24 protein-coding genes are annotated in these 26,658 nt (G+C 31.9%); 13 read left to right on the top strand and 11 right to left on the bottom strand.

Annotated elements, in window-relative coordinates:
- Positions 1 to 92: 92 nt before the first annotated feature.
- From Q0975_RS04495 to Q0975_RS04485, 3 genes are all read right to left on the bottom strand, one after another.
- Positions 93 to 2,645: a carboxypeptidase-like regulatory domain-containing protein gene (locus tag Q0975_RS04495; protein ID WP_299433705.1), complete on the bottom strand. Its 2,553-nt coding sequence runs from the start codon at positions 2,643 to 2,645 to the stop codon at positions 93 to 95.
- A 70-nt stretch (positions 2,646 to 2,715) separates the two neighbouring features.
- Complete coding sequence (locus Q0975_RS04490) at positions 2,716 to 3,615, bottom strand: FecR family protein (RefSeq protein ID WP_299433702.1); 900 nt, start codon at positions 3,613 to 3,615, stop codon at positions 2,716 to 2,718.
- A gap of 80 nt (positions 3,616 to 3,695) precedes the next feature.
- Positions 3,696 to 4,208 carry an RNA polymerase sigma factor gene (locus Q0975_RS04485; protein ID WP_299433700.1) on the bottom strand — a complete coding sequence of 171 codons (513 nt, stop codon included), beginning with the start codon at positions 4,206 to 4,208 and terminating at the stop codon, positions 3,696 to 3,698.
- Positions 4,209 to 4,283: 75 nt separating this feature from the next.
- Between Q0975_RS04485 and Q0975_RS04480 the strand changes: the two genes are divergently transcribed.
- The 3 genes from Q0975_RS04480 to Q0975_RS04470 all read left to right on the top strand — a co-directional run bounded on the left by Q0975_RS04480 (position 4,284) and on the right by Q0975_RS04470 (position 7,981).
- A complete protein-coding gene (locus tag Q0975_RS04480) occupies positions 4,284 to 5,852 on the top strand; it encodes a 7TM domain-containing protein (RefSeq protein ID WP_299433697.1) in 1,569 nt (522 codons plus the stop codon).
- Between the two features lie 91 nt (positions 5,853 to 5,943).
- On the top strand, positions 5,944 to 6,828 hold the full coding sequence (locus Q0975_RS04475; RefSeq protein WP_299433694.1) for a sugar-transfer associated ATP-grasp domain-containing protein: 885 nt from the start codon (positions 5,944 to 5,946) through the stop codon (positions 6,826 to 6,828).
- A gap of 19 nt (positions 6,829 to 6,847) precedes the next feature.
- Positions 6,848 to 7,981 carry a hypothetical protein gene (locus tag Q0975_RS04470; protein WP_299433691.1) on the top strand — a complete coding sequence of 378 codons (1,134 nt, stop codon included), beginning with the start codon at positions 6,848 to 6,850 and terminating at the stop codon, positions 7,979 to 7,981.
- A 21-nt stretch (positions 7,982 to 8,002) separates the two neighbouring features.
- On the opposite strand, the gene Q0975_RS04465 is transcribed toward Q0975_RS04470, so the two are convergent.
- Positions 8,003 to 8,617, bottom strand: coding sequence for a hypothetical protein (locus tag Q0975_RS04465; RefSeq protein WP_299433689.1), 615 nt, complete (start codon positions 8,615 to 8,617; stop codon positions 8,003 to 8,005).
- 1,126 nt (positions 8,618 to 9,743) lie between these two features.
- On the opposite strand from Q0975_RS04465, the gene Q0975_RS04460 reads away from it, so the two are divergent.
- The 6 genes from Q0975_RS04460 (at position 9,744) to Q0975_RS04435 (ending at position 14,699) form a co-directional block, all read left to right on the top strand.
- Positions 9,744 to 10,100 (top strand): hypothetical protein, encoded by a 357-nt coding sequence (locus Q0975_RS04460; RefSeq protein ID WP_299433687.1) that lies wholly within the window; start codon positions 9,744 to 9,746, stop codon positions 10,098 to 10,100.
- Between the two features lie 80 nt (positions 10,101 to 10,180).
- Positions 10,181 to 10,879: a ceramidase domain-containing protein gene (locus tag Q0975_RS04455; protein ID WP_299433684.1), complete on the top strand. Its 699-nt coding sequence runs from the start codon at positions 10,181 to 10,183 to the stop codon at positions 10,877 to 10,879.
- A gap of 69 nt (positions 10,880 to 10,948) precedes the next feature.
- A complete protein-coding gene (locus tag Q0975_RS04450) occupies positions 10,949 to 12,400 on the top strand; it encodes a hypothetical protein (RefSeq protein WP_299433681.1) in 1,452 nt (483 codons plus the stop codon).
- Between the two features lie 97 nt (positions 12,401 to 12,497).
- Complete coding sequence (pheS, locus tag Q0975_RS04445; protein WP_299433678.1) at positions 12,498 to 13,517, top strand: phenylalanine--tRNA ligase subunit alpha; 1,020 nt, start codon at positions 12,498 to 12,500, stop codon at positions 13,515 to 13,517.
- Entirely contained in the window at positions 13,518 to 13,913 is a 396-nt protein-coding gene (locus Q0975_RS04440; RefSeq protein WP_299433675.1) for a hypothetical protein, read from the top strand.
- 171 nt (positions 13,914 to 14,084) lie between these two features.
- Positions 14,085 to 14,699: a hypothetical protein gene (locus tag Q0975_RS04435; protein ID WP_299433672.1), complete on the top strand. Its 615-nt coding sequence runs from the start codon at positions 14,085 to 14,087 to the stop codon at positions 14,697 to 14,699.
- Between the two features lie 84 nt (positions 14,700 to 14,783).
- On the opposite strand, the gene Q0975_RS04430 is transcribed toward Q0975_RS04435, so the two are convergent.
- Both Q0975_RS04430 and Q0975_RS04425 read right to left on the bottom strand, forming a co-directional pair.
- The gene (locus Q0975_RS04430; protein WP_299433669.1) at positions 14,784 to 16,229 is read right to left on the bottom strand and encodes a M56 family metallopeptidase; all 1,446 of its coding nucleotides are present in this window, start codon (positions 16,227 to 16,229) and stop codon (positions 14,784 to 14,786) included.
- 1 nt (position 16,230) lies between these two features.
- Positions 16,231 to 16,593 carry a BlaI/MecI/CopY family transcriptional regulator gene (locus Q0975_RS04425; protein WP_299433666.1) on the bottom strand — a complete coding sequence of 121 codons (363 nt, stop codon included), beginning with the start codon at positions 16,591 to 16,593 and terminating at the stop codon, positions 16,231 to 16,233.
- 293 nt (positions 16,594 to 16,886) lie between these two features.
- On the opposite strand from Q0975_RS04425, the gene Q0975_RS04420 reads away from it, so the two are divergent.
- Positions 16,887 to 18,293 carry a hypothetical protein gene (locus tag Q0975_RS04420; protein ID WP_299433663.1) on the top strand — a complete coding sequence of 469 codons (1,407 nt, stop codon included), beginning with the start codon at positions 16,887 to 16,889 and terminating at the stop codon, positions 18,291 to 18,293.
- Between the two features lie 181 nt (positions 18,294 to 18,474).
- Positions 18,475 to 19,131 carry a hypothetical protein gene (locus tag Q0975_RS04415; protein ID WP_299433660.1) on the top strand — a complete coding sequence of 219 codons (657 nt, stop codon included), beginning with the start codon at positions 18,475 to 18,477 and terminating at the stop codon, positions 19,129 to 19,131.
- 91 nt (positions 19,132 to 19,222) lie between these two features.
- Here Q0975_RS04415 and trpS read toward each other — a convergent pair whose 3' ends face one another.
- Positions 19,223 to 20,191: a tryptophan--tRNA ligase gene (trpS, locus tag Q0975_RS04410; RefSeq protein ID WP_299433657.1), complete on the bottom strand. Its 969-nt coding sequence runs from the start codon at positions 20,189 to 20,191 to the stop codon at positions 19,223 to 19,225.
- Positions 20,192 to 20,265: 74 nt separating this feature from the next.
- Here trpS and Q0975_RS04405 point away from each other — a divergent pair, with 74 nt between their 5' ends.
- The gene (locus Q0975_RS04405; protein WP_299433654.1) at positions 20,266 to 21,006 is read left to right on the top strand and encodes a lysophospholipid acyltransferase family protein; all 741 of its coding nucleotides are present in this window, start codon (positions 20,266 to 20,268) and stop codon (positions 21,004 to 21,006) included.
- Between the two features lie 137 nt (positions 21,007 to 21,143).
- Here Q0975_RS04405 and Q0975_RS04400 read toward each other — a convergent pair whose 3' ends face one another.
- From Q0975_RS04400 to recA, 4 genes are all read right to left on the bottom strand, one after another.
- A complete protein-coding gene (locus Q0975_RS04400) occupies positions 21,144 to 22,805 on the bottom strand; it encodes an outer membrane beta-barrel protein (RefSeq protein ID WP_299433651.1) in 1,662 nt (553 codons plus the stop codon).
- 2 nt (positions 22,806 to 22,807) lie between these two features.
- On the bottom strand, positions 22,808 to 23,353 hold the full coding sequence (locus Q0975_RS04395; protein ID WP_299433648.1) for an RNA polymerase sigma factor: 546 nt from the start codon (positions 23,351 to 23,353) through the stop codon (positions 22,808 to 22,810).
- A 40-nt stretch (positions 23,354 to 23,393) separates the two neighbouring features.
- The gene (locus Q0975_RS04390) at positions 23,394 to 23,816 is read right to left on the bottom strand and encodes a hypothetical protein (RefSeq protein WP_299433645.1); all 423 of its coding nucleotides are present in this window, start codon (positions 23,814 to 23,816) and stop codon (positions 23,394 to 23,396) included.
- 203 nt (positions 23,817 to 24,019) lie between these two features.
- On the bottom strand, positions 24,020 to 25,033 hold the full coding sequence (gene recA / locus Q0975_RS04385) for a recombinase RecA (RefSeq protein WP_299433642.1): 1,014 nt from the start codon (positions 25,031 to 25,033) through the stop codon (positions 24,020 to 24,022).
- A gap of 572 nt (positions 25,034 to 25,605) precedes the next feature.
- Here recA and Q0975_RS04380 point away from each other — a divergent pair.
- Positions 25,606 to 26,616, top strand: coding sequence for a hypothetical protein (locus tag Q0975_RS04380; protein WP_299433638.1), 1,011 nt, complete (start codon positions 25,606 to 25,608; stop codon positions 26,614 to 26,616).
- The last annotated feature ends 42 nt before the right edge of the window (positions 26,617 to 26,658 follow it).

Raw genomic sequence — 26,658 nt, 5'->3', positions numbered from 1 at the left:
AGACTAATATAACGTTTTATATCAAAATCTTTATGATAAGAGATTAGAGCAACGCGTGTTCAAGAGAGAATTGTAATGGCTAATTTTTGTGTTTAGAAATACAATCTAAAAATAAAATTTGGAGTAATACCCAAAGATTCTTGACGTATTACATCTAGTTCTATATTTCCGGTGTCAATATTTTCATCTGCTCGATAACTTATTGAAATAGGTACTTGTCGATCATAAACATTGAGTATAGAGGCACCAATCTGACCTCTCCATTTCTTATTTGTGTTTATATCAAAGCGGTAAATTAATGATGCATCTAAACGATGATATTCTGGCATATTTAAAGCGTTAGGAGTTCCAAATTCGATATCTTCATTTATAAGATCAGCGTCCGTAAATGGCGCACCAGATCTCCAGATCCATCCTAAAGAAAATTCCCAATTATTCAATTCTAAGGTACTAGAAAGCCTAAAATTATGAGTAATATCATTGTTTCCAGGAAATGATTCTGCCTGTATTTCAGAAAATGTATACTCAACATCATTAAAGGTGTACCCAATCCATGTTCTAAAATTTTTGAATCGTTTCTTCAGTAATATATCTAAACCTATAATGTTACTTTTGCCGGTAGAGAGTTCATTATTGATATTGTTAAAACCATTGGTAAGAGAAGTCAAACCATCTATACGCTTGTAGTATCCATCTATTTCAAAATTCCAATTATTTTTAGAGAACAATAATCCTCCTGAAAACTGAGTGCTTTCTAATAATGGTATTTCTTCATTATCAGAATGAATCCATAGACTATTTTCTAACCGAAGTTGAGTATCTTCAAATTCCACTAATTGACTTATTGGTTGGTATCTCAGTTCACCTGTAGCTTTTATACGTAAGGTTTTAGTTATAGGATATTCAATGTTTATTCTTGGTTCCGCATATAATTCATTAACAATTGAATAATGTGAAGCTCGAATCCCCAGATTGACTAGTCCTTTATTTTTGGATGAGAACTTATAATTTGCGAATATCGAGTTGGCACTATTTTTTACCAGATCTCTTTCATTAATCGGAGTTTCGAAATCACTATCTCTGGTGATATTATAAAACACTTCATTATTAGAGAATTGATACCCAATTGTTACTGAGTTTTTTTTGTTTATATCATATGTCAGATCCAGATCAAAACCAATATCTTCTACAGTGTTTTTTCGAATAGATTGTTCTTCTATTTCCATTTCCTGTCGTTCTGTAAATTGATAATTTGAGTTGTATTTGGAATAATACCCTTTAAGACTATGATGAAAACGATTTGATTTGACACCTGTCCAGGAAAAACTAGCTCCTTCATTTCGGATGGTAAGATCATCTGTTAGGAGGTCTTCTTCGTTATTTATTTCAAATGCAAGATCATTTTTAGTATATATTCCGCTTACCTGAATTTTGTCATTTTTAGAAACATCAGCAATTAGTTTTACACTAGTATCATAAAAGAAAAAGTTGTTATCAGATACTTCTTCTTCTATTTCATCGTCATCCTCTAGATCTATAGGATTTAGTACATCAGTTATTTTAGTATTCTGAAATACTTTATCAAAATAGGCTGAGTAGGTTGGAGTTTCAAAGTAATCCGTATATGCTCTTCTTCCGGAAAGAACTAATCCTACTTTTTTTCCAATGGGAGTTTTTAGGAAAAGATCTGCATGAGTACCATTAACCCCCAAACCACCATTAAGTTTTTCAGGAACCTCGGTATCACTAGAAATATCAATTACTCCAGATACTCTATCGCCGTATTTAGGATCCGCACCTCCTTTAAATACTTTAGTGCTTGAAACAACATGAGGATTAAAAGCTGAGATTAGTCCAAAAAAATGTCCAGTATTATACATTTTTATATTATCCCAAAGAATCAGATTCTGATCAGGTGAACCACCTCTTATTTGGATACCCGTTGCAGTTTCATCAGGACTACTAATTCCGGGAATCAACTGTAAACTTTGAAAAATATCTGGTTCGATAAGACCAGGTAAAATTCCTAATTCTTCATTAAGAATACCTAGAGATCCATCAATGTTTTTTCCAAGTCCTTTCGTAATATATTCTATGATTAGTACTTCTTCTAGTGCGGTACTTTCTGTTATAAGTCTAATTCGTTGGCAATCGGATTTTTTGAAAGTTGCTACTGGAATAGTTTTTTCTGCATATCCCACATATTGAATTGTGATAGAACTGTTTTTATCAATTTTTTCTAAAATAAAAAAACCGTTTTCATCAGAAATGACCCCTTCATTTGCGTCTTTTATTAAGACTGAAGCATATGATAAAGGACCATTAGTATTTGCATCAAAAATATATCCACAGATTGAAGTTTTAGTGTCAGGAGCACTAACTGTTACTTGTCTGTCAGAAATTTTATTAAATGTAAGGTTGGTTAATGCTCTTAAAGTTACGAGCACCTCATCAAGAGATGTATTGTTAAGTGAAAGTGTAATGACTTTGTTTTTTACAACGTCATTGCTAAAAGAAAATATCAATCCATAAGATTCTGAAATTTCCGTTAGTACTTGATGCAAGGGTGCTTTGTTGTAATTTTTGGTTACCTGAGCCTGCATGGAATGGGCTAAAAAGAACAATAGGAAAAAAGTTTTTTTCATTAAAATAACGGTAACATTAAAATTTTATACTTTTTATGTTTGGTAACGGATAACGAGACCACGGTATGAACTATTTATTAGAAAGCTTTATACTTGTTCCATTAACAATATATTCTAGGTTCATGGGAACAAGAACGGATTCTAAAGCAATATCCAGATTGTTATGTAAGAAACCTCCAGAAAACAACTTGTTTTCATTAATAGCAGTTCTGATAAAAGTGATATTATATTGTCTTTCTAATTCGTCGAGAACTTCTTTTAATGGAGTGCTTATAAAAAGACTTTCTCCTTTTTTCCATAGGGGTTCTGATTCAAAAACTTTTCTTTTACTTAAAGAACCATTTTTCAGAGAAACGGCTTCTCCTTTCTGAATTATTTTTTGTTCATTTGAGTTGGTCCCTACTCTTACCTTACCTTCATAACAAGTTACTTCGAATACAGAAGTTCTTGACTTTACATTAAAAATGGTACCTAGAACTTCTATAGTTCCAGAATCTGTAGAAACTACAAAGTTTTCACCTGTTTTTACAGTAAACAAACCTTCACCCTCTAATGTTACAACCCGATTTCCTGACCAGAAGAAACGATTGTAAGTTAATGATGATCCTGCATTAAGATCTACTTGACTGTCATCTGGTAAAGTTAGGGTAAGCTGTGTTCCTTGATCTGCCGTATAGGTAACTTTATTAAAGAACAATCCAATAATAAGTAGAATAGAAGCAGCTGCTGAAATCGTATAAATGAAAGGTTTTAAACGGATAACTTTTCCTTTTTTCTGATGCTGTAGCTTTTGCAAGGTCACAGCAAGAGATGTATCTTCATCAAAGGAAGGTGCATGAAAATACTCAAGCCCTTTTACAATTTTATCATAGTCATCAAATTCTTCAGACTTTTTAAACTGGTCTAGCGCTTGAGGAGTCAAATCATTGTTCAACCATTTTGCCAGATATGGATCTTTATCCTCAATCATTTAATTTGTAGTTATTTTGTCGAATTATTAGGTTTATAGTTAGCCATATAACCGGGCATAAGGAAAATACCCTACCCTAATCAAATATTTTTTATGATCTTCCTTAATTTTTTAAGAGCATTATGCATTCTCTTTTCTACTGCTTTTACAGAAATGCCCAGCATTTCGGCTATTTCGTTGTATGTTTTTTTATCAATACGATTTAATAAAAATACTTCTCGTTGTGCTTCAGTAAGATCTGCTATCGCATTCTGTAACTTTATCATAAACTCTTTCTCTTCTAATATAAAATCAGGAGATTCATGATTCCTATCTCGATGAGATAACTTAGAATATGCTAATCGTACTTTTTGATGTTCGACTTGATTGAGAAATAAATTGGTAGATGCTTTATATAAAAATGCTCTTGCTTTTTCTAAGATGATTTTTTTACAATTATTCCATAATCGAATAAAAGCTTCTTGCATAATATCTTCGGCTTGATCTGGATCTCCACATTTGTAATAAATATGATTTCTAATGGTTTTGGCATGCGTTTTAAACAATTCATTGAATACAGGTTGTTCACAAACGGATTTGGGAGACGCACTCATAAAAGAAATATTTTTTTTCAAGTCGGGGTAGGGTATTTTTCTTATGCCCGGTTATACAGCCAAAAATAACTCATTATGAATTCCAAAACAAATCTTAGAACTATAGTTATCTTAATCACTCTTGTAGCAGTTATCTCTATTGGACTTAAATTAAAACCAATAGTAAATAATTATGATGACTTTAATCCAGATAAAGTGTATAAGGTAAATTATGCTTATTTTTTTAAGTCGGGAGATAAAGACACTTATGTAAAAACATTTATTCCCAAAGATAACTCGAGACAAAGAATTTCTGAAGGAAACATAAAAGCAGATAGCACTTTACATTTTAAGAAAAGGGAAGAGAAAAATGAAAATGTAAGAGCTATTTGGAATACAGCGAATGGAAATGCGTATCACTCTGTAAACTACGAATTCACTTTTGAGGGCAAAGATCAGAGTTATATTATCCCTAAAACCTTTATAAAGGTTTCGGATATCTATAAAAAATATTTAGAACCTACACTGAATATCCAATCAGATGATGCGTCGATAAGTGAATTAGCAAAAGGACTTGTTCAGAAAGCTAAAGATGATAAAGAAGTCATTAAGAATGTTTTTGACTATGTATCAGCGATTCCTTCAGCACCAATTATTACTTTGACAGATGCGTTAACTACAATCAAGCAAAACAAGGCATCCTGTAATGGGAAAAGTAGATTATTTGTTGCGCTATCCCGAAACCTGGGATATCCTGCTAGAATTAAAGGGGGAATTATTGCAAAAAATTCTAATAAAAGAACATCTCATGTGTGGGCAGAAGTACTTATTAATGATACTTGGGTTCCTTTTGACACTTTGAATGGTCACTTTGCATACTTACCATCTAATTATTTAGAAATTTATCAGGGAGATGAATTCTTAATAACACATACTCCAGGAATTCAGTTTGATTATACATATCAAATAAAGGAAATAAATCATATTGCTTTTTTAAAGATGAATTCTGAAGAAATTCGTGCATTATCTGGGATTTCTCTTTGGGGACTTGTAGAAGGAGGTATAATGCCAAAATCATCGTTAAATCTTCTATTATTATTGCCACTTGGAGGTTTATTAGTTGCCTTTTTAAGAAATGTAGTAGGCGTAAAAACGTTTGGAATTTTTCTTCCTGTTTTGATTGCATTTTCTCTATTACATATAGGGTACTTATCCGGAATTATATTATTTGTTGGATTGATATTATTGGTAGGATTGATCTCTTATCCTTTTGATAAAATAGGATTATTGTACACACCTAAATTGGTTGTTTCTCTTACAATTATGGTTGGATTAATTATTATTGCTGCCATTATAGGCCTAAAATATAACATCACTTGGCTTACCACATTGACCTTTTTTCCAACTATTATTTTAACAATAGCTGCAGAACGATTTTCCCGTGCAACGGTAGAAGATGGTTACAAAATGGCAATCGATAAGTTGTTTCAAACTTTATTAGCCACTACTATCTGTTTTGGATTATTATCCTGGAAGGCATTACCATCTATATTAATAATCTTCCCAGAGATTATTCTATTAATTATCACGTCTTCAATATTACTAGGAAGATACATAGGTATTAGATGGGTGGAGTTCTACCGATTCAAACCATTATTTAGTTAATCAATAGTTAATTACAGTACCCGGAATTTTTCGTGCTTATTAATTAAAAGCCGATGAATAGGTATTTAATGTCTAAAAAATCTTAAAAACTATGTTGTCAACAATTCTAAAAATAAAACCACGGAAAAGCTCAAACGTAATTGGTTTAAACGAAAGAAATATTAAACTGATCTATCCTAATAATGCTAAAAAACATTATCCACTTGCGGATGATAAAGTTTTGACAAAAGAAATATTACATCAATATGATATTCCTTGTGCAGATACATATGCTGTAATAGAATACAACAGTGATATTAAAAAAGCTTGGGAAGCTTGCAAGAAATACGATGCAATGGCTATAAAACCTGCAAATGGATGTGGTGGTGGAGGTATTAAAATTATTAAAAAAAATGCAGAAGGTAATTGGACAAGCAGTGGAAAAATAATTACAGAGCGACAGATATTTCAGCATATGGCTGCTACTATTATGGGATTCTTTTCTCTAGGTTCTCACGATAGAGTTTTGGTAGAAGAGTGTATAGAACCCCATCCGTTTTTCCATGAAATATACCCACAAGGTGTACCCGATTTTAGAATTATTACTCTTAATAATACTCCACTAATGGGAATGTTAAGAATGCCTACTGACAGATCAGATGGTAAAGCAAATCTTCATCAAAATGGAGTGGGTATTGGAGTGGATTTGGACAAAGGAACATTGACAGAGGTATATGATGGCAAAAACTATTTTGATCATCATCCGGATAGTGAATTTGTGATAAAGGATGTTCCTATTCCTTATTGGAAAGAAATATTGGAAATATCAATTGAAACAGCAAAGGTTTTCCCTTTGGATTACCTCGGAATTGATATTGTAATTGATAAAAATAAAGGGCCACAAATAATGGAAATAAATGTGCGTCCGGGATTAGGAATACAATTAGTGAATAAACAAGGCCTAAAAAAAGCAATTGAAGAAAAAACGAATAAATAATAAGGGAAAAATAATAAATATGAATACAACGAAAATCTCAATAACGATCCTGCTGGCACTGACAAGTATTGTGTCATATGGGCAAAGTAAAAATATGTTCAAAGTAGAAACACAAGCTGGCTATGAATATAATTATTTTAGAAGCCCTGATGAAATAAGAACAGGCGGTATTGTATTGACAAAAGATGATTTGATATCTAGTAGTTTTTATCAGGATCTAGAATTGGATTATAAATACCGTTATACATGGAATAAAAATAGATTCAGAGTGTCTGCAAATCCTTTTTCACGAATATTTTATGAGAATTCTGATGATAGCTATTGGAGTTTGAATGTAAATGCCAAATATGATTATAAGTTTAGCAGAGAAACAACTTTGTTTGCTGAAGCAAGATTTATAAGAATGAATAGAGAAGGGCTTGGAGGTGATCAGGACGTTCTCATTAACCCTTTAGGATATACCAATTATGGAGGAACTTTAGGGGTAAAATTTGTACCATTTAGAAATAATGAACTTGCGGTCGAAGGGTTTTATAATTTTAGAAATTTTGATGCCTTTGGTGTTCGGGATTTGCAGTATAGTGAATTTGGAGTTCAATTTTCTTCGGTTCAGTCTTTTAAGGTTAATAAGTTAAAACATAAGTTAGGGGTAACTGTTTATGCAAAAAAGAGGCGCTATGATACATTTAATGCTAGTGAGATTGAATCGGATGGAGAAAGAGACTGGGATTATCTAAAAGGGACTTTGTATTACAAACTTCCTTTTAGTAAGCGATTAGAAATCAAACCAAATTTTGCCTATTATGTGAGAATTGATAACTCTACCAATCGCTCAGGATTCAATCAGTTCGGACCAGGAATTGCTATAAAATATGACAATGACAAGACAAAAATCAAAGGAAGCTTTTCTTTCATCACAAGAAACTATACAGATATTGAAGCTAGAAATACTGATGGACTTATTGGGGAAGACCTAAAGTATGAATATTCAAATTTTCAATTAGATGGAGCACATAAGATAGGTAGCGGTTTTTCTATTACTGCTACTATGTTTTCTAGAATCAGAAGCACTAACTATAGTGATATTGATGCAAGATCATTCAGGAATTATAGAAATCAATATGCTGGGGTTGGCATATTGTGGGAGTTTTAAGGTTTGCACCTAAATAAGAGCCTATAAAGAATTGATTTTGTTAATACGTTCTTTCATTCTACTTACTTGTGCATCTGTAAACTCTTTTCTCAAATATGGTCTTATAAGACTCATTAGATTGCCTTCCTCTTCAAAATGAAATAAACCTAATGCATGACCTATTTCATGAGGAACTGTTGATTGATTTAAAAATTCATCAGTAATAAGGATTCGTTGATCTTTGCCTATACCTGCAATAGCAATAGTATTTGCTCTTTTTATGATGTAAGCAGTTAGTCTTTTTTGATTGTAATGTTCCTGTGTTTCTTGCAAAAAGACCCTTGACTCTGAATTTCTATTATCTCTAAGGTCATACAGTTCATCATTTATCATCGTCTTAACCTGCCCCAATTTTAAACCTATATTATAACGATTAAAATACGAACCATTTAGATTTTTGATAAAGTCAGATTCATTAAGACTGTAAATAGACTTATTGGTAGACTTACTAGGCAAAACGTAGATGATATCTAGAATTATGGTTTCATCAGGATTATCAACAAATATTTGTTCTATATGTAATGGAGCAGAATCATCTTCGTAAGTACAAGATGCGAAAAGGGTAAGTGTAAGCAGAATAGCTGTTATATTTTTCATGGATGCAGAATTGGGAATGTGGATAAATGGTTCTAGCAAAAAAACTTGAATACGAAAAGGGCGTATTTAATTTTTTTGTAAATTTTAGAAGCAAAATCAGGTAGAAATACCATTTATAAAATATAAACCTGAGCGAATAGTTTCTTCTAGAATTTTAAGTGCATATCATCATCAATAGCAAGCAATTACTATATGTGATTATAGTTTTATCGTTATTAGATGATCATAAATTTATTCTAGACTATGTTCGTGTATGCCAGAATATCTTTTGATAAAAAAAAAGCGTAAATTCGAAAAGTATACTTTGACTAGGTGTTTCAGGGTTTTATAAATTATAATATTTGTTACCATATTATCGTTTATAAAGATGATGATAGGATAAAATGATGTGTCCTTTCCTTTATTAAAGGAAATTTGTTTTGAAAAGATGACCTTCGGGTAGTAAATACAGGGAAGATTTTTCCTCATAATGATTGATTTTTATTGATCGTTATACTAGACCTCGCTTTTGTGTACTCTCCAAAGTTTTACAATCGCGGGGTTATTTTTTACTATGTACGAATTTTTTACAACATATAATTTAAATTTTTCCGACCGGAGAAATTTAAATTATATGTTTAGTATTAATGTTAAATGAGTTTGCTGATTTGCTAGGGTATATGCAAGGTAATCACAATGCAGCAAGATTTGTGTACAGACTTTCACCCTTATTAATACGGTTTCTCCGCAGCTGTTAAAGTTTAGTTTTTCAGGGAATTTTCAGTTAAAAATATCTTTATAAATCACCTGTAAAGCCCTAAAGTAAACAAGAGTAAACAAATGTTAAAATAATGTTAAAATAATTTTCAACGTCCATATTTTATTTCCAAGCCTTATTAAGTAGGTTTTTTTAACATTTTTATTAACATTTTAAAATTTGTAAAAACATCAATTTGCGGAATATTTACTTTTAAAATATGGTGCTTAAATGGTTTAATTTGACGTGAAAAGATCATATTAATCTAAAGTTCCTATTAATAATCATCTAATTACATGTGTGTAGGAATTTTTCTTAATCAAAAGAAATAAAATAATAATCCTAGAGGATATGTTTTAATTTTAAAGTAAGTATTATTTTTACCACCATATGGCGAGAGATGAGAAGTTAAAGGAAAGATGGGAAGAATTGGTTACTAAGTTATCCAATCAGTTTGCAGATGGAGATACATTGGATCTTGATGCAATCATCTATTTAATTGGAGTGCAGGAATTGGGTCAGGTTCATCGTAAATTTAAGAAAGATGAAAAACTGGATTTGATGCATATTGCAATATGTCGATTATTAGAACCCTATGGATATTATGATTTTGATTATTTTGATGAAGAGGGATGGCCACATTATATTGTAAAAGAACAATTGCCTAATCTTAAAGCTGGAGAACAATCAGTGCTTATGAAAGAAGCAATAGTCAGCTATTTCTTGACAAGTGAATATATTTCGTAAAAACCCATGTCACTGATCTTCAATAGTTAATATTCTTTTTGAAGTGTATTTTTTTTTTAACTTTAATACAAAAAGAAAATATGCTTCTTACTAGTATCAATGACCTCAATATTCCCAATGATAGTGGTCCAATTTATCAGGAAACCATTATGGGTAGATTACCTGTAGAACCTTTTAATACAATTAGCAATCTTGTTTTTCTGTTTGTAATCATTTATTTCTCTATAAGAGTATATAAAGCTACAAAGCAACACTTGTTTTTGGCTTTCAGCTTGCCAATTCTTACTATAGGTTTTATTGGAGGAACACTTTTTCATGGTACTAGAAGCCATCAGATATGGTTATTTATGGATTGGATGCCAATAATGATATTATGCATGTCTGCTGTTTTTTATTTCATTTTTAAATTATACAAAGTTTGGTGGAAAAGAGTATTGGTATTTATTCTAATTTTTGGGGTCTCCTTTGCTGTGAGAATGTTGCCAATCCCATCAGTTGTTAGAATTTCATTAGGGTATGTAATTACTGCAATTACCGTGTTATTGCCTATCGTCTTATATCTGATAAAAACAAAAGGTAGACATAAAGAAATGATTATGTTGGCCTTTGTGTTTTTTGTCATAGCAGTAAGTTTTAGAAGTGCAGATAAATTCTGGAAAACAGATTTTTTATATATGGGAACACATTGGTTATGGCATCTATTTGGAGGAATATCGGTTTTCTTTTTGATGCTATTTGTTTATAAAGATAACTTAGTACGTGCATCTATTAGGTATTAATAGTAATTATTATAAGTTTTTATTTATTTATTTATTTTTGCGACTTTATAAACCCAAAATAAACTGAAAATGAATAAGTTCCTTTCTTATCTTAACCTAACTTTAATCGTTTTAATGATTTCTTGTGGATCTGATGATGATGCAAATCCAACCAATGAAACGGGTGATATCAATACAACTATCGAAATACTTACAAGCAACTCACAAAAACCTTGGCGTATCGAGACGGCGATTATTACAACACCGGGTAAATCAGGTTCTCTAGATGTTTCTGATGAGTATAATATTAAGGATGATGTGTTTATTTTTTCAAATGAAATAAAAGATAATCCTAATGTAACGAATGAAAATGCATCGGTAATCTGGAAACAAAGAGAAGCCGTTAACTGGAATGCCACATCTTTGGAGGATATTTATATGGATAAATACGAAGATGAATTAGTGTTGGGTATCGAAATTCCAGAAGGAAACCCAAATACATTTAGCGGATTTAATGGTTTATCAGATTTTATTGTAACTGATAATTCTATAACAGGAAAAATTGAAGTGGCTACAGGTGTATTTTTGGAAATTACACTAAGCCCGGTTTTGGAAACAGATTTACCGATAATTCCGGAATCTTTAATCTTTAAGGAAGTTGCAGAGTATACACTATCAAATCTTCCAGGTGTTGCTAATACTTTGGGATTTACCGGATCTAATGCAAATAATAAATTATACATATCCAGAAGAGGAGAAGTCTTTACAGAAGGATGTGAGTTTAGAGAAGAGGATATTATAAGTTTTGACATAGATACAAAAGAATTTGATATTAATATTAGTTGCCAACCTTCTGGATTTGCGACTAAGGAATTGGAGATTATTAATAACAGATTAGTCTCTGTATCTAGTAATTCAATAAATGTATATGACACTGATATGTTAGAATCACCCACAATATATGAACATGATCCTTCATTTTCGAGACACGGTACTGCTACAATTGGGGATGATATTTTTATTGTAGGAAGTTTGTTTGAAGGTGTTTCTGATAAGCTTTACAAATTTAATACATTAACAAATCAGTTTTCTGAGGTAACAAGTATGCCAAAGGAGAAGCTTTGGGCCGATGGAGAAATTTTAGATAATAAATTATATATTTTCGGAGGACAGGACAACCTTTTTGATAATATTATCGGGTCTGATGATATTTTGATATACGATCTGTATACAAATGAGTGGGATAATTTAACGATGACAAAACTTGTAAATGATACATTTACAGGGAGATATCAAAACCTTATTTGTGTTGGAGGAAGCATTTGGGTCGATAATAATGATGATGGTCAAATAGATGAGCTTAATGGGTTTCTTGGAGTCTTTAATACACAAGATAATTCTTTTGAAGAAGTTGATTTTGAACTAGATACTCCTGTTTTTGGAGGATTTAGACAACTTACAGTCGTAAGAAATAAATTATATGTGATCACAGGTTTTGAAAATGATTATACATTCAAGATTTTTGAAGCAGATTTAAACTAAAATATTATTTTATTTAAACCATAAACGCTTTCTGAAAAGAAGGCGTTTTTTTATAATTTTATTTCGTTAAATTTGCGCCTCTATTAAGAAAAAGATCATGATCGATAAGATTAAAGAGTATATCTCGGAAGTTGAGGATTTCACTGCTAAGACCAAAGAAGAAGTTGAAGTATTTAGAATAAAATTTTTAGGCCGAAAAGGGATTATTAAAGATTATTTTGAAGAGTTTAAAAACGTCGCTAATGATCAGAAAAAGGAATTTGGTCAAACGATTAATAATCTTCAGAATAAAGTAAAACAAAAGGTTGAATCTTTAAAGGACGAGTTAGAATCTAAAGATGAAGAAAAAGGTGTATATGGAGATTTAACACGTCCATCAGAACCTATTGCTTTAGGATCACGTCATCCAATTTCTTTAGTAAAGAATCAAATTATAGATATATTTTCACGTATTGGATTTAATGTAAGTGAAGGGCCAGAAATTGAAGATGATTGGCATAATTTTACAGCACTTAATTTACCAGAATATCATCCAGCACGTGATATGCAGGACACGTTTTTTATTCAAACGGATCCTGATATTTTGTTGCGTACACATACTTCTTCTGTTCAGGTACGGTATATGGAAGAGAATAAACCACCAATAAGAACTATTTCTCCAGGAAGAGTATATCGTAATGAAGCAATTTCTGCTAGATCTCATTGTTTCTTCCATCAAGTAGAAGGGTTATATATTGATAAAGATGTTTCGTTTGCGGATCTTAAGCAAACATTACAATATTTCACTACAGAAATGTTTGGGAAATCTAAGATTAGATTACGTCCATCATACTTTCCTTTTACCGAGCCAAGTGCTGAGGTAGATGTGTATTGGGGATTAGAAACCGAAACAGATTATAAAATGACCAAAGGAACGGGTTGGTTAGAGATTATGGGTTGTGGAATGGTAGATCCTAATGTATTAAAAAATTGTAATATTGATCCTGAGGAGTATAGTGGATTTGCTTTTGGTATGGGAATCGATCGTATAGCACTATTATTATATGGGGTTTCTGATATAAGAATGTTAAGTGAAAACGATGTACGTTTTCTAGAACAATTTAAATCGGCGTTATAATTGAAAAAGGATATTGAAATACCAGTTGTAGAAAATGTCTACATTGCCGTTGTCAAGGAATGGAATGAAGAATCTGGCGATGATGAATGGAATTCATATATCATTAATGATAAAGATATTTCTATCGAAACAGTATTAGTAGTAACGAAAGGATACGATACTGAAAGAAAAACCTCATTGTTAAGACATGATTTAGGAAACGTAATGGCTAAATCATCTGCTAAAATCGAAATGATTCAAGAAGAGTTGTTCACCATGAATAATGAATTCTCTGTAACGTTCTTTGGAGATGGAAAAATGTACGATAAAAAATATATCTTTAGAGAAAACACTATTAATGAAAACGCTTTTCAGGAGCTGCCAGTGATGGAGCAGCGAGGAGTCTTAGTTTCATAAACTTCACTTTTATAATATTATTAGGCAATTAACTTATTGATAAACAGTTAAATGCCCCGTGTATTACGTCTAAATAGACTTTACTTTAGCTTCATATTTCCCCATAGCAATTGGAATGCCAACGCCCAATTGTCATGGGGACTTTTTATTCTAATCTTAAAACCAAATAATATGAAAAAAGTATTTTTTTTAGTGGTAGCAATAACCATTGGGGTATTCTACGCTTGTGAAAGAGAAACTATAGAAGAAAAAACCGAAGTAGAATCAACAGAAGTTAATAATTTGATAGAAACCGAAAGTAAACGATCCGGCAGGTGTTTTTACCTGATAGAAAATGGTCTGAAATTTCAAGGTAAATGTTATAAACAATTTCCAGGAATATGTGAAATTTATAAAATCTGTATTCCAGATCTTATATATGACCCATGTTGGTTTGTGCCTTGTTGGATTGATATTTTTGATCCTTGGATAATTTATGAAAAACTAGATCCAAGAGATTTTGTTTCATTTAGAGATAAACTGGAATTGGATATTAACCCAAGAGAAGGAGCAATTCCTTTTGCGTTAAACGAAAGAATAGCGGGATTACAAGTTTATGAACAAGAGGGGCTTATAGATGGAGATGTTTTTAGAATAGAAGAAGATCTTCTTCTTAATGCAGAAACCTCTAAAGAATTAGGATTACAGGGTAATGTAGTAAAAGCAGGTAAATATCCAGTAATTGTTAATAAGGAGAATGGAACTTTTAATGTTATTCTAGCTGTAGAGAAAGGTTTCGAACGCTAATATGAGTTGAAAATGTTGGCAATAAAAAGGGCTGGTTAGCTTTTTAGATAACCAGCCCTTTAATTTTGATTGATGATGAGATTATTATTCTTTTATGTCAAAAACTATGGGCAAAGAATACATTACACTAACATTGACTCCATCCTGAACTCCTGGTGTCATCTTAGGTAATTGATTAATAACGCGTATTGCTTCAGTTTCTAATTGTGGTAGAGAAGCTCTTGCTGCAATATCAACAATATTACCTTTGTTGTCAATTTTGAATTTTACTTTAATTTTTTGACGACCCTTAAGACCTAATGTTTTTCCAAGTTTTATATTAAATTGACTGCCAACTAGTTGTGAAACATTTTTAGAAAAACATTTTTTTGCTTCTGTCTGTGATAGATTCTCACAACCAGGATAGACAGGAACCTTCTCTATAACTCCAAAAGGTATTTCTAAAGCATCTGTTATATCTTTGTATTGTTCGTTTGAAATATCACCACTCACCAAAGCGGATAACACTTTTAAAGCTTTTTCTTCTTCGGGACTTACATTACCTTGAACAGCTATCTGCTCTTTTACGGCCTCTATTTTCTGTATCAAAAGACTCTTTGAAGAATCTATATTTTCTGAATTTTGAATTGATTGAGCATTTGCATCTTCTGTGCATGAAGTGTATACTAGCATCATACAAACTACAGGCACTAATAATAGATACTTTAATTGAAAGATTTTTCTTGATTTTGATTTTTGTAACATAACAAGTCGATTTTTAATTAATGAATGATTGAAAAATGTATTAATAAATGAAATTTTTTCTGTTTGGAAAACCTGAGATAGTAGATCCTGATAGTATTCTTTTTTGTTAGTTTCGGCTATAGCTTTAGCATCTGCTATGTATTCCTGTAACATGGCCATTCTATTCTGATATATGTATACTAGTGGGTTAAACCAAAATAGAATTCGTAATATCTCAAAGAAAATAAGGTCTATAGAATGGTATTCTTTTACGTGAATTTTCTCATGTACAATCACATTAGTTTTCTTTATTTCCGAAAGATCACTTCCTATATAAATCGTATTAAAAAAAGAAAACGCAGTATTAGTATTTGGTAAAGAAACAAGGGTGATTTTTTTGGCGTTTATTTTAGTTCCTGACCTTCTTAATTTAAATATTTTGAAAATTTTATAAATAAATAAAAACAAACTGGCTGCGATCCCTAAATACCATAAATATCCAAAGATTGGTATTAGAGATAGGTAATTTGATAATCCACTTCCGGATCCGATTACTACTTCGGGTAGAAGATGTACCTGCATTGGAGAATCTGTAATAAGCACTTCTGGTAATTGTATATTGTATGCTGTTGGGATACGTTGTCTTATGAAATCTAATCGAATCAGTGGAAGTAGAAAGCTTAAAATTGGAGTTATAAGGAGATAAGCTCGATTCCAGTTAAAAAATGTTTCTTTTTTTAGAAATAGATCATAGGTTACTAAAAAAAGCAGTTGAAATGCTATGATTTGTAGTATATAATGTATCATATTACTCTTCTTCTTTATTAATTTCTCTCATTGCTGCTTCCATTTCTGAAATGCTAATGTCATTTTTCTTCATAAAAAATGAAACCATACTCTTAAAAGATCCCTGAAAATATCCGTCAATTAACTTGTTAATGCTTTGGTTGCTATACTCTGTTTTTTTAACAAGAGGAATATAAATATGGATTCTTCCTTCTTTTCTATAATTAACAAAGCCTTTATCTTCCAAGATTCTTACAATTGTGGAAACAGTATTGTATGCAGGTTTTGGTTCTGGTAATTGTTCAAGAACTTCTTGAACACTACCTTCATGTAAACCCCATAAGATTTTCATAATATCTTCTTCTGCTTTGGTTAACTGTTTCATACGTTTCTTTTTTTGAAATTCAAACTAAAATCTTAGTTTGAGAACGCTAATATAAACTAAATATTTAGTTTGAACTAATGTTTTAGTTTTAAATTTTATTGGACAGTTTAATTTTGAAAGCACTAAAAGGGGAGAAAAAGGAGCTAAATAAGTCGTTTATCGCCTAAAAGTTAATGTTAGAATTATTTTAGGAATCTTGTAATATATAAATGTTTAGCCTTTAAGAAATGAGAGTTTTCGAGATTATATTATTAATTATAGTAACAGTTTTACCATTTGTAAAGCGTCAGTCCATGAAAGTAATCCCTAAGAAGTATTGGATAATTTCAATATGGGTTGTATTGATCTTACATCTTAGTGTTGAAGGCTGGCGTTGGCAAATGATTCCTGGATATTTTCTAGTCTTAATCTTGATGTGTAGAATGTACGTAGTCAATATAAATAAGCCTTTTAAATTAACATTCGTTAGAGGTTTGGGGTATTCAAGTTTAATAATGTTATTGATTGTTGGTTGGATTTCACCAATAGTACTTCCAGTTTTTTCACTACCAGAACCAACTGGAGCTTATTCTGTGGGAAGTAAATGGATACATATACAGACGGATCGAGAGGAGTTGATAACTAAAGATTCTTTAGATAAACGAGAGTTGATGGTTAAGGTATGGTATCCTACAAAACATATTTCTGATGTAAAAAGGGAAACATATATTGATGATGCAAACCGGATAGGTTTCATTAAAAAATATAGCATGGGAGTTTTACCTCCATTTACAATAAATTATCTAGATCGTATTAAAACAGATGTTTATCCAGATGTACCTATTGAAAAAGAAACGTTTCCTGTTTTGATTTTTTCTCCTGGTTATGGTTCAATGTCCTCTGGTTATTATTCTTTATTGACAGAAATTGCAAGTCACGGATATATTATTATAAACGTTACACATACCTATGAAAGTTTAGGAACTACGTTTCCTGATGGGACTATGAAGTTTTTCGATTATGACTATCAGTCAAGAGAAGATGCGGGATCTATGGAACATATTACGCCGATAAAGAATGCCTTTTTACAGGATATTCCTTTTGACGAGCGTCATAGAATAATTAGAGAGGCTTCTAAAGATTATGTTGTGACTAAAATAGTAAAGAGATGGTCTAATGATTTGGTTTCTGTAATAGATATACTAGAAAATTGCAACGATAACGGTTTTTTTAAAGATAGACTAGACTTGGATAAAATTGGAGTTTTTGGCCATTCTCGTGGAGGTGGTGCAGCTGGTCAAGCAACAATAACAGATAATAGAATAAAAGCCGCTGCCAATATTGATGGAATTCAGTGGGGCGAAATGATGGATACTATTTACCACAAACCATTCTTATATATTTCTGCAGATTGGCCAGCGGAACATCAGGATATTAATTCTCATGTTTATGCAAACAAGAGTACTGATTATTTTTATAAAAGTAAATTACTTAAATCGGGTCATCCAAATTTTATGGATATTCCTTTTATGATTCCGATACGATCGATTGCAGGAACTGGACCAATTGAGCCTAAATTGGGAATGAAAATTACCACAGAACTGGTAACTTCTTTTTTCGATAGACATTTAAAAAATAAAGAAGGTGATGACCCTATAAAAATAGGGGAAAGGCATGAATTACTAGAGGTACAGTTGTATAAAGGAGATTCAGTTCGATAAATATATAGATCGCTTTTTATATCAAGAATAATATTTTTGAAAATAAGTGTCTTCAAAATGTTTACCTCTTCATATAAGTATATACTAATGATCAAAGAACCTCACTAGACCACAGCTGTCAACAGCTGAAAATGGTCTTGGGGTTCTTTTTTTATTTTTTAACTTTTAAAACCATGTAATCATGAAAAAACAATCATTAGTAATTATTGGGGCGATGCTGATTTCTTTGGTAGCTTGCCAAAAAGAAAACATTACGGAAGAAGTAGTAACTCCCGAAGCGATGTTGGAACAGGAAACTATCGCTGCACAAGGAAAAGCATCTGGAGAGTTTTGTAAATTTACACTTCAATTTAACGCCAGAAGTGTCCTTCATCCTATTACTGGAAATCAAACCTGTCAATTTGATCCAGGAAGGATCTGCGTCATTGTAGAATGTTTTCCAGACCCTAATTTAATATTTGAACTTCCACCCATTATTTGGGACCCTTGTCAACTGGTTCCCTGTGGATTGGAGTTTCTAGATCCCTGGATCCTTGTAGAAAAAATTGATCCACGAGAGTTCAGATCCTTTAAAGACATTTATGAAATGAGAATAGATGAGAAAACAGAAGCGATTCCATTTGCAATGAATGAAAATGTATTGGGCGTACAATTTTATTCACAACCACAGCGAGAATCAGATGTGTTTTATCTGGAAAATAAGATAGTTCTGGATCGAGAAGTAGCCAAGAAATTAGGATTAAGAGGAAATGTTATTGAGTCTGGTAAGTATCCTGTTGTTTTTAATAAAGAAAACAAAACATATAATGTATTGTTTATAACAGAAACAGGGTTTTAGTAGTGAACGTGTCTTAAAAGAAAGCAGACTCTTGATCAAGAGTCTGCTTTTATTCTATATGTAATAGCTGGATTTATCGGTTTGTTATATTTTAATAACCAACTTTTTCACGTACCCTAGAAAGTACTTGATTTGCAACTTCTGATGCTTTTTTAGCACCTATAGCTAGCGCTTTATCTATTTCTTCTAGGTTATTCATATAGTAGTTATAGCGTTCGCGTTCTTCAGAGAACTTGTTGATTAAGACTTCATACAACGCTTGTTTTGCATGACCATACCCATAATTTCCTCCTGAATAATTTGCCCGCATTTCTGATAATTGCTCTTCTGACGCTACTAATTGATATAAAGCAAATACATTACAAGTATCAGGGTTTTTAGGCTCTTCCATTGGAGTACTGTCTGTTTGGATACCCATAACATTTTTACGTAACTTTTTATCTGATAAAAAGAGATTGATCGTATTGCCTTTGGACTTACTCATTTTAGCTCCATCCGTTCCTGGAACATACATAGTTTCTTTCTGAAATTGTGCTTCTGGTAATACAAAAAGCTCTCCAACCTGATTATGCATACGTTCTGCAACGTTTCTGGTCATTTCTATATGTTGTTCTTGATCTTTTCCTACTGGTACAACCTCTGCATCATATAGCAAAATATCTGCAGCCATAAGCATTGGATAGGTAAACAACCCCGCATTGACATCTTCTAATCGATCTGCTTTATCTTTAAAAGAATGTGCAAGGGTTAATCTTTGGTACGGAAAGAAACAACTAAGATACCATGACAATTCTGTTACCTGAGGGATATCACTCTGACGATAAAAAACCGTTTTTTCTATATTCAAACCAAAAGCGAGCCAAGTTGCAGCAGTAGAGTAGGTGTTTTCTCTTAGTGTTTTGGCATCTTTAATCTGTGTTAAAGAATGCATATCTGCAATAAATAAGAAGGAATCATTCTCTGGCTGATTAGCCATATGAATTGCTGGAATAATTGCTCCTAATAAGTTTCCTAAATGGGGGGTTCCTGTACTTTGGACTCCTGTTAGAATTCTGGACATAGTAATTTTTTAGTTTGTCGCAAAGGTAATTTTTTTGTTCAGATACCTCAAACCAATTGTGTATTTTTGCGGTTATGTTGATTCTTAGAAACATATTGATTCTTCTTTGGCGTATTTGGTTTTACGTAATGATTGGTATTCCGATTATTATCCTGTTTCCGGTTTTGTTGATATTAACATCAAGAGAGCAGTGGTATCCACAGTTTTTTATAGTTGCTAGGTTTTGGGCTAAGGTCGTATTGTTTGGTAGCGGTTTTATTCCTAAAGTAAAAAATGAGGATAAGGTGGACATTCATAAAAGTTACATGTTTGTCGCTAACCATACTTCGATGGCCGATATTATGTTAATGCTTTATTCTGTAAAAAACCCATTTGTATTTGTAGGGAAAAAAGAATTAGCTAAGATTCCACTATTCGGTTTTTTCTATAAACGAACCTGTATACTTGTTGATAGAAATAGTCAAAAAAGCAGGAAAGAAGTTTTTGATAGAGCACAAGCTAGATTGCATGATGGAACGAGTATTTGTATCTTTCCTGAAGGAGGTGTTCCAGATGACGAATCTGTTATTCTGGATGAATTTAAAGATGGAGCTTTTAGATTAGCAATTGATCATCAAATCCCTATAGTACCGTTAACATTTCTAGATAATAAAAAGCGATTTTCTTACACTTTTTTTAGTGGAAGTCCGGGGAAAATGAGAGCTTTTGTTCATAAAGAAATTCTAACTAAAGGTTTGACACAAGAACATAAGAAAGGATTAAATATAACGACACGCAATGTTATTTTAGATAAACTACAGTCTAATCAATTTTAGAAAGCAGGTCTTTTTTACAATAAAAACAAAAGCTGCTCCTCCCCAGAAACAGCTTTGTCATCATTGCTTCCATAGAGCAATAATTCAACCTAACCAACTAAAATAACCTAAAACACATTTAGTTATTTTTATTTTTTTTAAAACCTAAAGCTTATTCCAGTATATACTCCGAAATAGTAAGGTTTAAAATTTTCTGCGCTTTCTTTAAATCCATTGAATTGGTATTTAAATATCGGCTCCATATTGATCTTAAATTGATCTGACAACTTATAATCAAATCCTATACCAATATTACCACTGAAGCTTATATCATTTACAGTTTCTTCTCTTACTACATTTTCATTTCTAAAACTACCAGCAATAATAGATACTTCATCATCTTCTAAGAATAAAGTACTAACTCCACCTATCATATGAATTCCGATTTTAGAATCTGTTAGCGAATATTTAAGTTCTAATGGCACTTCGATATACCCAATGCTATGATTAAGTAATGCTGGATTTTGCGATTTCACTAAGATTTCATCATTAATATCTGGAGCGGGTGAAAAACTGGGAGATGTTCCTTGAAAATCTGAAATAATGATATTCTGAACATTTGTAGCGTTATTGCTTCCTGGAATTTCTCTTGCAACAGATGCAATTCCAAATCCAACATCTTCTGTGTTATATCCAACGTCAACCTTATTTACTCCTGATCTCACGCTTAACCTATCATTAATTGAATAAGCAACCTGTATTCCGTAACTGAGATTAACTTGTCCTTGCTTATTGTTATCAGAGAATTCTTGATCGATAGAAGATCCACCAAATGAATCATAGTATACTGGAGCTACATTTGGAGAGATATTCCATTTTTTACCAGATGTTACTTCAGCAACAGCGATTTCTTTTTCCTCTTTCTCTTTTATAGCATCAAAAATTGACTTTTTACCAATATCTTCATTTTGATCTAAAGTTTTATCTGAAGCAGATTTTTCTTTGTTTGCAATACCTTCTTTTTTAGTATCTATATCATCTGAGTTTCTTGTGTAAGAGTCGTTTTCTTTAACAGAAGTTTCCTCTTTATTATCATTTACAGAAGGCGTTTTTTCCGTAATACTGCTTTTAGCAACAATTTCTTGATCAATAAAAGAAGTTTTCTCTTTATCAGTTTCAGTGGCATTAGATACAGCATTTTTAGTAGCTGTTTTTTGTTCCAAAAGGGCATCATCCTTTTTCTGGTAACCATTAGTAGAAATAATGATTTCATTATCTTCCGTATTGGAAATTACTATACCATTTTTATCTGCATTCTTTTTGTTTGAAGAGGGTTTTTTATATGCACTAGAAATCGTAGATTTTGGATCAGCAGTTATGTCCAGTGGAGTATCGTCTTTGTCTTTATTTTTTATAGAATTATTAGTAATAGCTTCATTATTAGTATTAGTGCTTTCTGAAGTTCCATCACTATGGTTAGATTCCGGTTTTTTTGGAGTATCTACAAGACCATCATCAGAAATAATCGTGGTGTTATCTTCCTTTTCTATAGATAAATTATCTGTATTTTCTGAGTCCTCAGTAACAACTATAGTGTCTAGTGATTTATTCTCCGGAAGTAAAATAGATCCTACAGATAAAATAACAGCTATTAGTGCCGCAACGCCAGCAATACGGTACCAAAAAGGTATAAGCACTATTCGTTTACGATCTTTATTCTTTCGAGCTTGAATTTTTTTCCAGACAGCATCATTAGGAGTAACTTCAAAGTCTTTGAATTTCTCCTGAAACAATCTATCTATATTTTTTTTATCACTCATCTTCAGCCTTCAATTGATTGAACACGTGGTTCATGGTTGGTTTCTATTTTTTCTTTCAAAATGTTTCTGGCTCTTGCTAAATTAGATTTAGAAGTTCCGATAGAAATATCTAGCATTTCAGCAATCTCTTTATGTGAATAACCGTCTAGAACATAAAGATTAAATACCAATCGATATCGATCCGGTAACTGCTGAATAATTTCTAGAAGATAATCAAGAGAAACCTCGTCTTCATCAATTTCTACTTCGACTTCTTCTATCTGTTCTTCGCCAATAATTTCAAAAACTTTCTGCTTACGGAACTTTTGTAAGGCTGTATTAACGGTTATTCGTTTTATCCACCCTTCAAAAGAACCTTGGTTTCTATATTGTCCTATTTTGTCAAAAATTGTAATAAAAGCATCTTGCAAAGTATCTTCAGCACTTGAATAATTGCTAGAATACTTCAGGCAGATAGAAAATAACTTACTGCCATATAATCTATACAGTTGTTCCTGTGCCTTAGCATCTTGTTTTTTACAATTTTTTATGAGTTGGTCTAAACTCACGAATAGTTTTTGTTTTGATTAGCATTATAAAATTAAAGCCTTATTCTACAACAGGGACTTCAATGATTAAAAATTGATTTTCACCTTGATCATTTCTACCTTGCCAAAATCTAAAAATATATGAATCTTCTGTCCCAACAATAAAGTTAAGCGAAGCATCAATTAAATCAGTTTCAGCAAGATCTTCACAGGTTCGATCATTCACAACTACATTTACTACGGATACCGTACGTTCATTAGATAATCTGTCGTAATCAAATCCGCTAAAAGCGTGGCAATCAGTGGGTCTAAAATAAGAAACAGTAATTTCATAAGTTTCTCCTCTTGTAAATTGATCTGGAATTGCAACTTGTTCAACGGGGACTAATTCATAGAAAAAATTAATACCACTATCATCATCATTCAAACAACTAGTCATGCAACCAATCAAAATAATCAATGCAATTATTTTTATCTTTTTCATACTATTAACTTTGGGGTACTACATACCAAATTCTATACTATAGATGTTTTTATATGTATATGGTTGCGTTCATATGATACAAATTTTAATATAAGTTATAGGTATCAAGAGTTTTAGTGTCAATCTACAAAAATGTGATCTGGATATAAGGTATAAAAAAATCCCGAAGACTCGGGATTTTTAGTGTTTTTTAGGATTGTATTTTATTCATTAACAATCTTTATAGCTTCTTTGATTTTCACTTCTAATTCTTCCATTAGTTCTGGATTATCGTTTAGTAAAGCTTTCACAGAGTCTCTTCCTTGACCCAGTTTTGTGTCCTGATAACTAAACCAAGAACCACTCTTTTTAACGATTTCATAATCTACACCGATGTCAATAATCTCGCCTGTTTTTGATATTCCCATTCCATACATAATATCAAACTCAGCAGTTCTAAATGGAGGTGCTACCTTATTTTTTACAACTTTCACACGAGTTTTATTACCTTGTACCTCACTGTTGCTATCTTTAATTTGTGTAGATCTACGGATATCTAATCGCACAGAAGCATAAAATTTAAGTGCATTACCACCAGTAGTAGTTTCTGGGTTTCCAAACATTACTCCGATTTTTTCACGAAGCTGATTAATAAATATAACCGTACAGTTGGTTTTACTTATAGAACTGGTTAGTTTCCTTAAAGCCTGAGACATTAAACGAGCGTGAAGTCCCATTTTAGAGTCTCCCATTTCTCCTTCAATTTCACTTTTTGGTGTCAATGCTGCTACCGAGTCAATAACGATAATATCAATTGCTCCTGATCGTATTAAATTATCTGCAATTTCTAATGCCTGTTCTCCATTATCTGGTTGAGAAATAATTAAATTATCGATATCAACTCCTAATTTTTCTGCATAAAAACGATCAAATGCGTGTTCTGCATCTATAAAAGCGGCAATTCCACCTGCTTTTTGAGCCTGTGCAATTGCATGAATGGTTAGTGTCGTTTTTCCAGAAGATTCAGGACCAAAAATTTCTATAACTCTTCCTCTAGGATATCCGCCAACTCCAAGAGCTAAATCTAATCCAAGTGATCCAGTAGAAATCACTTCTACTTCCTGAACAGCGCGATCACCCATCTTCATTACCGTACCTTTTCCGTAGGCTTTATCCAACTTATCTAAGGTTAGTTTTAATGCTTTTAATTTTGCATCTTTTTCTTTTTCAGTACTCATGCGCTCCCTTTATTTTTAATTGATTTTCGCTAAAATACTACATGTTTTTTGTATACTCGTTTCAAAAATTACACTTATGCAACTAATTTATTAACAATGATTATTGGAGCTATAAAACGATAGTTTAATTTTTTTTAAACCACTGACGCAACCCTTTTACTTTTCTTGCATCTACATAGAAAGCAAAACTTGAACAAATTTTGAGGAAGGAGGATGTAGATGAAATTTCTTAAAAGAGTCGTAAGACACAACCTTGTTGGCTGTACAATTACTACTATTAGTAATTGTATAGTCGAAGGCGGTTAGCTTCGTTATTTAATTTTTAGTCGTTTAGATTAAGTAAATTAATTAAATAACGAATTAGCCCAAAAAATGCCTTGAAATTATTTCAAGGCATTTTTTTTTGGAAGCAACTATTTGGGAACGAGTATTTAAGGATTTGCACATTGTTTTTTTAACAGTTTTTTTTCACTTTTTAAGGTAACATATACTTGTGAGACGGTATTAACCTATGAGTGCAATTTGTTTTGTGCTGTTAAACACAAATTAATCTATTTAAAAAACAATGTATTATGAAGAAAATGAAATCTTGTTTAATGTTGGCTTTAATCGCCTTTTTAACTTTTTCCTGTAATACGGAAGAACTAGAGATCAATGAAAGTACTAGTGAAATTGAAATTTTAGAATTTGATTCTAAGGAAGCTATGGAGCAAGAAATTGATCGAGTTTTAGAACTAAGAAAACAAAAAGAAGCTTTAATTATCGAAAAGATGTTTGGAGGAGATGGAATACCAACACTTACAGATAAAATGATTAAAGAATCGGATGGAGAAGTAATTGATGAAAAACAATTGATCGAATCTGCTAATTATTATCATACTGAGAAATTGAAAGTGATTTATGAAGAAAGAGAAGAAAGAAATTTTACTAGTATACAAAGTATTGTTGATGAATTAAATTCATTGAAGTTGTTAAATCAAACAAAATACAATGCCTTATACAATCAATATGCTGATTTATTAATCAAATCGGAGTATGAAATATCAACAAAATTTGATAAAGGAACTTCTAATCTGATTAATGCTGAAGGTTTTTTAGTATTAGAATCTCATAAAATTAATTTTAATACCAAAGAATATCAAAAGCCGCAAAATATTGCTAAAGGGACTAGAGAAGGTGTTATAACAACAGGATATAATAATTTTATTGCCATAACTTTTTCTAAATCTTTTTCGGCTATTTTGGCTTATGATTTAAACGGCAATAGAGGTGTAGATTTAGCTGCAAGGGTTGGTGTTTATTGTTTGATAAATTCTCCACAGGGTTATGTGAATTACCCTTGTTTTTTTAATTTAGACGCTAGGTCTTCTTATGGGTTAAATAACAATGGATGTGCAGTTCGTCCTGGTGGATCAATTCCTTCAGGAGCAGGTTTTCAAGTTACTGCTCAGTCTCAGGTAAGAGCTTGGGGATGCACCGATTATTTAGGTACTGTTTTCATAAGGGTAGGAGGAGAGTTTAAAGTGCCTATCGCAGGAACGAGTAATTTTCTAACTGTTTCAAAGGGTATAGCAAATTACTAATAATATTTTATAGTAAAAAAATCCCTGGAACTTAACTTCCAG

It is taken from the genome of uncultured Aquimarina sp. (assembly GCF_947500065.1).
Taxonomy (GTDB): domain Bacteria; phylum Bacteroidota; class Bacteroidia; order Flavobacteriales; family Flavobacteriaceae; genus Aquimarina.
This window is presented reverse-complemented; position numbering and strand designations above follow the sequence as displayed.

What these genes read in the sequence shown, in the direction of transcription:
- Q0975_RS04495 (WP_299433705.1), bottom strand. Translation starts at nt 2,645, where the DNA reads ATGAAAAAAACTTTTTTCCTATTGTTCTTTTTAGCCCATTCCATGCAG.
- Q0975_RS04490 (WP_299433702.1), bottom strand. Translation starts at nt 3,615, where the DNA reads ATGATTGAGGATAAAGATCCATATCTGGCAAAATGGTTGAACAATGAT.
- Q0975_RS04485 (WP_299433700.1), bottom strand. Translation starts at nt 4,208, where the DNA reads ATGAGTGCGTCTCCCAAATCCGTTTGTGAACAACCTGTATTCAATGAA.
- Q0975_RS04480 (WP_299433697.1), top strand. Translation starts at nt 4,284, where the DNA reads ATGAATTCCAAAACAAATCTTAGAACTATAGTTATCTTAATCACTCTT.
- Q0975_RS04475 (WP_299433694.1), top strand. Translation starts at nt 5,944, where the DNA reads ATGTTGTCAACAATTCTAAAAATAAAACCACGGAAAAGCTCAAACGTA.
- Q0975_RS04470 (WP_299433691.1), top strand. Translation starts at nt 6,848, where the DNA reads ATGAATACAACGAAAATCTCAATAACGATCCTGCTGGCACTGACAAGT.
- Q0975_RS04465 (WP_299433689.1), bottom strand. Translation starts at nt 8,617, where the DNA reads ATGAAAAATATAACAGCTATTCTGCTTACACTTACCCTTTTCGCATCT.
- Q0975_RS04460 (WP_299433687.1), top strand. Translation starts at nt 9,744, where the DNA reads ATGGCGAGAGATGAGAAGTTAAAGGAAAGATGGGAAGAATTGGTTACT.
- Q0975_RS04455 (WP_299433684.1), top strand. Translation starts at nt 10,181, where the DNA reads ATGCTTCTTACTAGTATCAATGACCTCAATATTCCCAATGATAGTGGT.
- Q0975_RS04450 (WP_299433681.1), top strand. Translation starts at nt 10,949, where the DNA reads ATGAATAAGTTCCTTTCTTATCTTAACCTAACTTTAATCGTTTTAATG.
- pheS (WP_299433678.1), top strand. Translation starts at nt 12,498, where the DNA reads ATGATCGATAAGATTAAAGAGTATATCTCGGAAGTTGAGGATTTCACT.
- Q0975_RS04435 (WP_299433672.1), top strand. Translation starts at nt 14,085, where the DNA reads ATGAAAAAAGTATTTTTTTTAGTGGTAGCAATAACCATTGGGGTATTC.
- Q0975_RS04430 (WP_299433669.1), bottom strand. Translation starts at nt 16,229, where the DNA reads ATGATACATTATATACTACAAATCATAGCATTTCAACTGCTTTTTTTA.
- Q0975_RS04425 (WP_299433666.1), bottom strand. Translation starts at nt 16,593, where the DNA reads ATGAAACAGTTAACCAAAGCAGAAGAAGATATTATGAAAATCTTATGG.
- Q0975_RS04420 (WP_299433663.1), top strand. Translation starts at nt 16,887, where the DNA reads ATGAAAGTAATCCCTAAGAAGTATTGGATAATTTCAATATGGGTTGTA.
- Q0975_RS04415 (WP_299433660.1), top strand. Translation starts at nt 18,475, where the DNA reads ATGAAAAAACAATCATTAGTAATTATTGGGGCGATGCTGATTTCTTTG.
- trpS (WP_299433657.1), bottom strand. Translation starts at nt 20,191, where the DNA reads ATGTCCAGAATTCTAACAGGAGTCCAAAGTACAGGAACCCCCCATTTA.
- Q0975_RS04405 (WP_299433654.1), top strand. Translation starts at nt 20,266, where the DNA reads ATGTTGATTCTTAGAAACATATTGATTCTTCTTTGGCGTATTTGGTTT.
- Q0975_RS04400 (WP_299433651.1), bottom strand. Translation starts at nt 22,805, where the DNA reads ATGAGTGATAAAAAAAATATAGATAGATTGTTTCAGGAGAAATTCAAA.
- Q0975_RS04390 (WP_299433645.1), bottom strand. Translation starts at nt 23,816, where the DNA reads ATGAAAAAGATAAAAATAATTGCATTGATTATTTTGATTGGTTGCATG.
- recA (WP_299433642.1), bottom strand. Translation starts at nt 25,033, where the DNA reads ATGAGTACTGAAAAAGAAAAAGATGCAAAATTAAAAGCATTAAAACTA.
- Q0975_RS04380 (WP_299433638.1), top strand. Translation starts at nt 25,606, where the DNA reads ATGAAGAAAATGAAATCTTGTTTAATGTTGGCTTTAATCGCCTTTTTA.